Annotated in this window: 7 protein-coding genes; 4 read left to right on the top strand and 3 right to left on the bottom strand. The window is 55.7% G+C overall.

Going from position 1 to position 9,713, the window contains the following annotated elements; genetic code table 11:
* Positions 1-177 precede the first annotated feature (177 nt).
* From JUK32_RS14985 to eno, 3 genes are all read left to right on the top strand, one after another.
* Positions 178-1,176, top strand: a complete 999-nt coding sequence (locus JUK32_RS14985) for a 2-hydroxyacid dehydrogenase (RefSeq protein WP_204139670.1) — start codon at positions 178-180, stop codon at positions 1,174-1,176.
* 471 nt (positions 1,177-1,647) lie between these two features.
* Positions 1,648-4,068 (top strand): phosphoketolase, encoded by a 2,421-nt coding sequence (locus tag JUK32_RS14980; RefSeq protein WP_204139669.1) that lies wholly within the window; start codon positions 1,648-1,650, stop codon positions 4,066-4,068.
* 125 nt (positions 4,069-4,193) lie between these two features.
* Positions 4,194-5,492: a phosphopyruvate hydratase gene (eno, locus tag JUK32_RS14975; protein WP_204139668.1), complete on the top strand. Its 1,299-nt coding sequence runs from the start codon at positions 4,194-4,196 to the stop codon at positions 5,490-5,492.
* A gap of 135 nt (positions 5,493-5,627) precedes the next feature.
* Here the strand turns inward: eno and JUK32_RS27600 are convergent, their stop codons facing one another.
* Entirely contained in the window at positions 5,628-6,458 is an 831-nt protein-coding gene (locus tag JUK32_RS27600; RefSeq protein WP_204139667.1) for a polysaccharide deacetylase family protein, read from the bottom strand.
* A gap of 450 nt (positions 6,459-6,908) precedes the next feature.
* Here JUK32_RS27600 and JUK32_RS14965 point away from each other — a divergent pair, with 450 nt between their 5' ends.
* Positions 6,909-7,811, top strand: a complete 903-nt coding sequence (locus JUK32_RS14965; protein WP_204139672.1) for a permease-like cell division protein FtsX — start codon at positions 6,909-6,911, stop codon at positions 7,809-7,811.
* A gap of 312 nt (positions 7,812-8,123) precedes the next feature.
* Here the strand turns inward: JUK32_RS14965 and JUK32_RS14960 are convergent, their stop codons facing one another.
* Both JUK32_RS14960 and JUK32_RS14955 read right to left on the bottom strand, forming a co-directional pair.
* The gene (locus JUK32_RS14960; protein ID WP_204139666.1) at positions 8,124-8,312 is read right to left on the bottom strand and encodes a twin-arginine translocase TatA/TatE family subunit; all 189 of its coding nucleotides are present in this window, start codon (positions 8,310-8,312) and stop codon (positions 8,124-8,126) included.
* 157 nt (positions 8,313-8,469) lie between these two features.
* On the bottom strand, positions 8,470-9,672 hold the full coding sequence (locus JUK32_RS14955; protein WP_204139665.1) for an aspartate aminotransferase: 1,203 nt from the start codon (positions 9,670-9,672) through the stop codon (positions 8,470-8,472).
* Between the last annotated feature and the right edge of the window lie 41 nt (positions 9,673-9,713).

Genomic DNA, 9,713 nt, shown 5'->3' with positions numbered 1-9,713 from the left:
AGCCCTTTAAATGGAACTATTCGGGCAAGCCTTTGACCTCATAATGGCTATGGTTATTTATGCCGTCGAGTACTAGGCTGTTCTCAACAGGCAAAGTCCAAAGGCACATAACCTAGGCTCTGGTAGATAGCCTAACGATGCTCTGCCGCTTCAGGAACTCTACAGGCCACACACGATATGAAAATTGCCTTCTTTAGCGCCAAGCCCTACGACCAAATTTCATTCACCGCAGCCAATGAACATCACCAGCACGAACTGGTCTTTTTTGAGGCCCGGTTGAATGCCACTACAGTGGCCCTGGCCGAAGGCTTTTCGGTGGTGTGTGTCTTTATTAATGATGAGCTGAATGAGGCGACGTTGCGGGCGATCGCGGGTACCGGAACGAAAGCGATCGCCCTGCGCTGCGCTGGCTTCAACAATGTTGATCTGCCAGTTGCCGCCGAGCTTGGTCTCACCGTGGTGCGGGTGCCCGCGTACTCGCCCTACGCCGTTGCCGAACATGCCGTGGGTCTGATTCTCTCGCTCAATCGCAAGCTTTACCGAGCCTACAACCGCGTGCGCGATGACAACTTTGAGCTGAACGGACTGCTCGGGTTCGACATTTACGGTAAAACGGTCGGGGTCGTCGGCACGGGCAAAATCGGCCTGTGCTTTGCCCAAATCATGAAGGGGTTTGGGGCTAATCTGCTGGCCTACGACGTTTACGAGAATCCCGAATGCCTGGAATTGGGAGCAGTCTACGTTTCCCTTCATGATTTAATGGCGCAGTCAGACATCATCTCGTTGCACTGCCCGCTGCTGCCTGCGACGTATTACATGATCAACGCCGCATCCTTACAGATCGTCAAACCGGGAGCGATGCTGATCAACACCAGTCGAGGCGGACTGGTCGATACACGGGCGGTCATTGATGCGTTGAAAAGCGGCCAACTGGGCTACTTTGGCTCGGATGTCTATGAGGAAGAAGAAAAGCTATTCTTTCAGGATCATTCCGATCGCATCATCCAAGACGAAACCTTTCAACTGCTGCAATCCTTTCCCAATGTCGTGATGACGGCCCACCAAGCCTTTTTTACGCGAGAAGCGCTAGCCAATATCGCCGCCACTACCTTGACCAATATTGACGACATCGAAGCGGGCCGCGAGTGTGCCAACCAGCTCCAGCCGCAACCCTAAGCGCGATCGCCTTTTCCGACTCCCGAAATCTAGAAAAAATCTAAAACTCGACCAACCCAAAAACAAAATTTTGCCCGCGAAAATGTCATCCTCAAGCGGAATGAATGCAACGACATAAAAGAATGAAACTTACATTCATCGTAAATCCTGATGGAAAATCATTATTTAGAGAGTGACACGACGAAAAAATGTAAAAAAGATCACAGAAAACAATGCTTGAATCGAATTGCTCCCAGAAAAATCAACCTTTCATCAAGCTGCTAGTCTGTGAGCAATGTCAGCTTGGAAAGGCCGTTGCGATTTTGAGATTTGCCGCTCAGAGAAAGTTGATCGCAGTTGATCGCATATGTCACGCTCATCCTCCCTCTTAAATGCGTAGGTCTAGGCTCTGCTGGATATGAGCCGTCTACAGAATACTGAACCGATATTGACACCCATAACCACTGAACTAATCGCTGGAGTTTAAGCACTATGATCATGGTCTCTTCACCTCAGGCGAAGCCCCTGTCAGACGAAGCGTTGCGGAAAATTGATGCCTATTGGCGAGCCTGTCACTACCTCGCCGTGGGCATGATTTATCTGCGCGAAAATCCCCTCTTAAAGGAACCCCTCAAGCCTGAGCATGTGAAGCACCGACTGCTCGGCCACTGGGGAGCGTCACCCGCCCTCAGCTTCACTTACATCCACTGCAATCGCCTGATCAAGCAGTACGACCTCGACATGATTTTCATGGCGGGGCCAGGTCACGGTGCGCCGGGAGTCTTGGGGCCAGTGTATTTAGAAGGTACCTACTCCGAGATTTATCCTGACAAGAGTTTGGACGAACGGGGGATGGGGAAGTTTTTCAAGCAGTTTTCCTTTCCCGGTCACATCGGCAGCCACGTCACCCCCGAAACCCCCGGTTCCATTCACGAAGGGGGCGAGCTGGGCTACAGCCTCTCCCACGCCTACGGCAGCATTTTGGATAACCCCGATCTGATTACCTGCTGCGTCGTCGGCGATGGCGAAGCGGAAACCGGCCCGCTGGCAACGGCCTGGCATTCCAACAAGTTCATCAACCCGATCCGCGATGGGGCGGTGCTGCCCGTGCTGAATTTGAACGGTTACAAGATTGCCAACCCGACGATTTTGGCGCGGATTTCCCACGAAGAGTTGGAAGCGCTGTTCCGGGGCTACGGCTACACGCCCTACATCGTTGAGGGCAGCGATCCCGCTGAGATGCACCAGAAAATGGCCGCCACGATGGAACTGTGCATCAACGAGATTCGCGGCATTCAGCAAGAGTGTCGCAACAGTGGGAACCCGGTACGTCCCCGCTGGCCCATGATTATTCTCCGCACGCCCAAGGGCTGGACGGGGCCACAAGAGGTCGATGGTCACAAGGTGGAAGGCTTTTGGCGGGCGCACCAGGTGCCTATGGGGGGCATGCACAGCAATCCCGAGCATTTGCGGCGACTCGGCGAATGGATGAAGAGCTATCGCCCCGAGGAACTGTTTGATGAAAACGGCACGTTGATCCCGGAGTTGCAGGAATTGGCTCCGACGGGCAACCGCCGCATGAGTGCGAACCCGCAAGCGAATGGCGGCCTGTTGCGGCGCGAACTGACTATGCCCGACTTTAGGCAGTATGCCATTGAGATCCCCGAACCTGGCACAGTGAAATTTGAGAATACGAAAGTGTTGGGCTTCTTGATGCGCGACATTATGCGCGACAACCCTAACAATTTCCGCCTGATGGGGCCGGATGAAACGGCATCAAATCGATTACAAGCGGTCTACGAAGTTACCAAGAAAGCCTGGATGGCGGACTTCTACGAAGAAGACTTGGACGGTAGTGAACTGTCGCCGGACGGGCGGGTGATGGAAATGCTGTCGGAGCATACGCTGCAAGGCTGGCTAGAAGGTTACCTGCTCACGGGTCGCCACGGCCTTTTCCACACCTATGAGGCGTTTGCCCATGTGGTGGACTCGATGTTTAACCAGCACGCCAAGTGGCTGGACATCTGCAAGAACCATGTGCCCTGGCGGCGATCGGTCTCGTCGTTGAACATTCTGCTGTCGTCACTGGTGTGGCGTCAGGATCACAACGGCTTTAGCCACCAAGATCCCGGTTATGTGGATTTGGTGACGAACAAGAGTCCTGACGTGGTGCGGGTCTACTTCCCGCCGGATGCGAACTGTCTGCTGTCGGTGGCGGATCACTGCTTCCGCAGTGTGGACTACATCAACGTCATCGTGTCCGACAAGCAGAATCACCTCCAGTTTTTGCCCATGGATGCAGCGATCCAGCACTGCACCAAGGGCATCGGCATTTGGGACTGGGCCAGCAACGATGACTGCGGCACGGAGCCGGACATTCCCGATGTGGTGATGGCGAGCTGTGGTGACATTCCGACGATGGAGTCGTTGGCGGCGACGGCCATCCTGCGAGAGGAGTTTCCGTATCTCAAGGTGCGCTTTGTCAACGTCGTGGATCTGTTCAAGCTGGTGTCCGAAGGCGAGCATCCCCACGGCTTGAACGATTGGGATTTCAACTCCCTCTTTACCCCTGACAAGCCGGTGATCTTCAACTTCCACGGTTACCCCTGGCTGATTCACAAGTTGGTGTATCGTCGGGCCAACCAAGAACGTATCCATGTGCGCGGTTACAAGGAAGAGGGCAACATCAACACGCCGCTGGAGCTGGCGATTCGCAACCAGATCGATCGCTTCAACTTAGTCATAGACGTGATCGATCGCGTGCCCAAACTTGGCTCAGCGGCGGCCCATGTCAAAGAGCGGATGAAAAACCGCATTATCGAGTGTTTGACCTATGCCTTTGAGCAGGGAACTGACATCGAAGAAGTCACCAACTGGCAGTGGCCATACAAAGGCAACGATTTCTGTCGGTAAAGCCTGATCGTTTAGCCGGAGAGGGATCGGGATGCCATTAACGGATCTTGATCCCGGGTCTAAATTTTAGAGGGCGCGATCGCCCTTGGTCTTTTTTCCTCACCTTTTATCTAGGAGCAGACTGCATGAGCACAGCAATTCAGACCGTTCACGCGCGCGAGATTTTGGATTCGCGGGGTAATCCGACCGTTGAAGTCGATGTCACGCTGGCGGACGGTAGCTTGGGCCGCGCCGCTGTGCCCTCCGGCGCATCCACGGGCATCCGCGAAGCCAATGAATTGCGGGATGGGGACAAGTCCCGTTATCTCGGCAAAGGCGTTCTGCAAGCGGTGGCGAATGTGAACGGGGCGATCGCCGCTGCCCTCACGGATATGGACGCCACCGACCTGGCGAGCATCGACGGCAAAATGCTGGCGCTGGACGGTACGGAAAACAAGGCGAAGTTTGGCGCGAATGCGATTTTGGGCGTATCGATGGCGGTGGCCCGTGCTGCTGCACTGTCTCAAAAACTGCCCTTATACACCTACCTCAACCCCGAAGCCACTCTGCTGCCCGTACCCTGCTTCAACATCATCAATGGCGGGGCGCACGCCGACAGCACGGTGGATTTTCAGGAATTTATGATTTCCCCGGTCGGGGCCGCCACCTTTTCAGAAGCGCTGCAAATGGGGGCGGAGGTGTATCACGCGCTGAAGTCCACCCTGAAAAAGAAAGGCTACAGCACTGGAGTCGGTGACGAGGGGGGCTTTGCGCCGAACCTGAAGTCCAATGCGGAAGCGATCGAGGTGATTCTCGAAGGCATTGAGGCAGCGGGGTTGAAAGCGGGGGATCAGGTGGCGATTTCCCTCGATCCGGCCACTAGCGAACTGTATCAAGACGATGGCACCTATCTCTTCTACAAGTCGGATCAGAGCAAAAAGACGGCGGCGGAAATGGTGGATCTCTGGGAAAGCTGGCTCAACCAGTACCCGATCATTTCGTTGGAAGATGGTTTGGGTGAGCAAGACTGGGAGGGCTGGCAGTTGCTGACTCAGCGCTTGGGCGATCGCCTCCAACTCGTCGGCGATGATGCTTTCGTCACCAATCCCAAGATCATCAAGCAGGCGATCGCGGATGGTGTCGGCAACTCCACGCTGATCAAGGTGAATCAGATCGGCTCCATTACCGAAACCCTGGAGGCGATCAAGCTATCCCACGACAACGGCTACACCTGCATGGTCAGCCACCGCTCCGGCGAAACCCCCGACGACTTTATTGCCGATCTCGTAGTGGCCTGCGAAACCGGGCAAATCAAATCCGGTGCGCCCTGTCGCGGTGAGCGGTTGGCCAAGTACAACCAGCTGCTCCGCATTGAGGAAGCCTTGGGCGATAAAGCCCGCTACGCCGGATTCGCCGCCTTCAAAGGCAAGCAGCTCGTGGCCTAGCGATCGCTGCGATTCGTCCCATAGCGGTGGTTCTGATTGGATGGCGATCCTGGCCGTCCGCGATCGCTAAATCGTGCCTTTTCACGGACTGGCGAGGGCGGCAGGCTGGAAGCCCGCCCGACAGGGAACTGACCATCATGGACAAAAGTGGCCAAAATAATCGCTCAGCGTCATAAATTTTGCCCCTTGCCCCTGGGCGATCCCCACGGAGCGATTGAGGCCCGCCACGAGTTGCGCTTCCGGCTCACTCAATCTCCCTAACGGGGGCCATTGCCCATCGTGAAACACCATAATTTTGCCCCGGCTCTTGAGCACTACCCGCGCAATTTCCCCGGCTGATGAGGTGTTGTCGGTCGAAATTTCGTTAAACATGGCGATGCACATGCCGTAGTCGTGGGCAATATCCACCACTTCCTGGTCATATTTGCCGTAGGGCGGGCGAAACCAGCGAATCCGCAAATCGGGAAAATACCAGTGCAGGAGCGACAGACTTTGGGCAATTTCCGCCTCTTTTTGCTCACGGGTGAGGGTCAAAAAATTGGGGTGAGTGTGGGAATGCAGGGCGAGTTCGTGACCTTCGGCGACAATGCGCTGCACCACGTCGGGCAGTCGGATCACATTGCTGCCCAAGACAAAAAAGGTCGCCTTGATATTGTGCCGTTGCAGCACATCCAAAATCTGTACGGTGGCCTCAGCACTCGGCCCGTCGTCAAAAGTGAGAAAAACTTCGGGTGAGCGATCGCCCAGCCACTGCTGAATCAAGTCGCTGTCGATATTAGTCCCATTCGTGACCGGAGGCTGCACCCTGATTTGGACTTGGGGAAAGGTCGGCTGGAGCGTGTTCACCCATTGGTGACTGGCAGCGCTCACGGGCACTGAGGCTAGCTGCGCGGTTGTGCCCGTCCAGACCAATTGCTGCACACAGTTGCCGAGGAGGAAACAGACAACTGAGATCGTAGTTAGCACGACCAGTTTGCTCAAAGGCGATTTTTTCAACGGGGCTCCTTTCCACACGCATCAACCCAGTCGGTGAGGCTGACGCCATCTCCCACCGTGATGCTCAGTGGCTCACTCGACTGCCAATTATGCCGCAGATGGGGACGCCCCGCCGCTCCCTAAGTAGCTGCTTGCCCGCCGCTCAGTCGTCGGAGCGATCGCCCTGTAAATCTTCGCTGCCCCTGCTTGACAAAGACCCGCCATCCCGCTTACTTTAAGCCACACTCTCGCAACAATGTGAGAATCTGTCTCTGAGTGGGGCGGCGCGATGTCCAGGGTGTTTACATTGCAGAGGGTTTACAAAACCGCTCACGTGATTGCACTGAGCTTCTAAAATCATGAGAAGACAATGGCTGCTTGGGTCTGCAACAGCAGCGATCGTGCGATCGAGAATTTTCCTGCTATCCCTGGTTGATTGTGATGTTCAAGGCTTTTGCTAAAGCTGACTATCTGATTCGCGAAACTCTATTGGGGTTACGCCGTGGGGGCTGGATGAACTGGGCCGCCATTAGTACCATGACGGTGCTGCTCTTTCTCTTCGGTATTAGCCTACAGGCCAGTTGGCAACTCGAAGGCTTGCTGAATCACTTTGGCAGTCAGCTCGAAGTCTCGGTTTACCTCGATAGTGGGGTGCCCGCCGATACGTTGCAGGAAGCGGTCGCCGCCTTGCCCACCGTGACCAATGTCGAGTCCATTTCGAAAGAGGTGGCCTGGGAACAACTGGTGGCTGACCTGGGTATTTCTGATATTGCCGGGGCGACGGAACAGCTCAAGGGCAATCCCCTGGTGGATGCGCTGCGGGTGAAGGCCAATCGCTCGGAAGATGTGCCCCAACTGGCGGCGCAACTGCAAACGATTCAGGGCGTCAGCGATGTGCTGTATATCGATGAAGCGGTACAGCGCATCGAACAGCTCAATCAAGGACTCCGCTGGTCGAGCTTTTTTGTGATCGGCATTTTGAGTCTGACCGCGATCGCCGTCATCACGACGACCATTCGCCTGATTGTGATGGCTCGCCGCCAAGAAATTGAGGTGATGCAGCTCGTCGGGGCCACTAACGTCTGGATTTACCTGCCCTTCATTCTCCAGGGAGCCTTTTTTGGGCTGGTGGGGGCGGGCGTGGCTTGGGGCCTACTCGCCGGTATTCATCAGTTCCTCTTCGAACTGGTCAACCAGCAGCCCGACTTTATTAAATTCGTGGTGAATGGCCTCCAACTCACCCCCCAGCAAACTATTCTGTTGCCGACTTCGCTCCTGAGCTTAGGCTGCGTCATTGGCCTGCTGGGGAGTTTGGTGGCAGTCCGCAAATACGCCCTGCGCTAAGGATCGGTAAGCCAATCACATCCCGGTTGCGGGCAGTGGATGGGTTGCTGGGTGAAGGGGTCTCTGGGTGTTCGGATGGTCACCGATTCTGTCGTGCGCCGGACTTTTATTGCCAGCGTCTCGATGCCTCCCTTCTCCCGTTCTGAGCTACCAAGTACCTAAATCTTGATCCTCACCCCTAAGTTCGCTGGGCAGGCTACGCCAACGTTTCCCCTCTACCAAAATGGGCAAGGATTTTGTCAGACAAGGCTTTCCGGCTCGCCTTCGCTTGTTTTTGGGGAAGGGGCTTGGGGGGTATTTAGATGGAACACACTAAGATGGCTCTTCGTCTTCCTCTTCGATGTAAGCGGTCTCTTCTACATCGGTCGTATTGATTTCGTCTTTGACGATGCGCAACGTTTTGCCCAAGGCTTGCCCCAGTTCGGGAATTCTTTTGGGGCCAAAGATGAGTAGCCCGACTCCGAGAACCAAAATCACTTCCGTCCAGCCGATATTAAACATGGGGTGCTACTCCGTCGGGTGTCGTTACTGTAAGAGATTGTAGGGTAGTCCAGCGCTGTGGCTGGAAAGTTGCGGTTCAGCATAGTGGCTATGCCATCAGTCCGGGCGGTCTATCGGGCAGATCATTTGCCGCTGCAACAGATAGTCGTTACTAACCTCACACTTTAGCGGCCACCGGGCCAAACTGGATATTAGCTTGGCGCAAGCGGTTCATCGCTTCCCCGAGGCGATCGCAGTCGGCAATCAAACTCACCCGGAAATAGCCCTCACCGCCGCGCCCAAAAGCATTCCCCGGCGTGAATACGACGCCCGTTTGCTCCATCACTGAGAGAGCAAAATCGGTGGATGAAATGCCAGGGGGGCAAGCGACCCAGAGATACATGGTGGCGCGGGTTTTCGCCACTTCCCAGCCGAGGGAGGCGAATTCTTTGATCAGGAAATCGCGACGGGTGCGGTACCGGGTTTGCACCTCGTCCAAATAATGATCAGGCAGTTGCAGGGCGGTTTCTGCCGCTTTTTGCAGCGCCGAGAAAATACCGTAGTCGAGATTGGTTTTCAGGGTGCGGAGTCCTTGAATGATATTACGGTTGCCGACGACGAAACCGACCCGCCAGCCTGCCATGTTGTAGGTCTTAGACAGGGTGTGAAACTCGACGCCGATGTCTTTGGCACCGGGGATTTCTAGCAGGCTGGTGGGCTGGTAGTTATCAAAGGCGAGTTCGGCATAGCAGAGGTCATGGACCAGCATGATTTCGTAATGCCGGGCAAAGGCCACAATCTCTTCAAAAAACTCGCGGGGAGCCGTCGCCGCCGTCGGGTTGTTGGGATAGTTGAAAAAGAGCACTTTGGCTCTGCGAGCAACGTCTTCAGGAATCGCGGCAACGTCAATCAGCCAGTCGTTTTCCACCGTCAGGGGCAGGTCGTAAATGTGGCCGTTCGCGATCGCGGGGCCGCGAAAATGCGCGGGATACGCAGGCGTCGGCACCAGCACCGTGTCACCGGGGTTGATGTAGGCCATCGCCAGGTGCGCCAACCCTTCTTTCGACCCCAGCAAGGGCAGCGCCTCCCCATTGGAATCCAGGCTGACGCCATAGCGCCGGTGGTACCACTGGGTAATCGCCTCCCGAAAGCTGCCCGTGCCCTCAAACGGCGGGTAGCCGTGATTGGCACTATCTTGAATCGCTGCATGGGCTGCATCGATCACCGGCTGCGGGGTGGGGCCATCGGGATTGCCCATGCCCAAATCAATCAGGTCGAGTCCCCGCTCCCGAGCACCGGCCTTCAGTTCATCTAACCGCGCAAACACATACGGGGGTAAACGCCGCACCCGCTCTGCTGGTTGCAGCCAATCCAGATTCATGCCCGCAATCCTCTCGTAAATGTCGGAGCGCCGCCGCGCCC

The sequence above is a fragment of the Halomicronema sp. CCY15110 genome (genome assembly GCF_016888165.1).
Classification (GTDB): domain Bacteria; phylum Cyanobacteriota; class Cyanobacteriia; order Phormidesmidales; family Phormidesmidaceae; genus Halomicronema.
This window is presented reverse-complemented; position numbering and strand designations above follow the sequence as displayed.

Excerpts from the sequence above, each read along its gene's own strand:
- JUK32_RS14985 (WP_204139670.1), top strand. The coding sequence starts at position 178 with ATGAAAATTGCCTTCTTTAGCGCCAAGCCCTACGACCAAATTTCATTC.
- JUK32_RS14980 (WP_204139669.1), top strand. The coding sequence starts at position 1,648 with ATGATCATGGTCTCTTCACCTCAGGCGAAGCCCCTGTCAGACGAAGCG.
- eno (WP_204139668.1), top strand. The coding sequence starts at position 4,194 with ATGAGCACAGCAATTCAGACCGTTCACGCGCGCGAGATTTTGGATTCG.
- JUK32_RS14965 (WP_204139672.1), top strand. The coding sequence starts at position 6,909 with ATGTTCAAGGCTTTTGCTAAAGCTGACTATCTGATTCGCGAAACTCTA.
- JUK32_RS14960 (WP_204139666.1), bottom strand. The coding sequence starts at position 8,312 with ATGTTTAATATCGGCTGGACGGAAGTGATTTTGGTTCTCGGAGTCGGG.
- JUK32_RS14955 (WP_204139665.1), bottom strand. The coding sequence starts at position 9,672 with ATGAATCTGGATTGGCTGCAACCAGCAGAGCGGGTGCGGCGTTTACCC.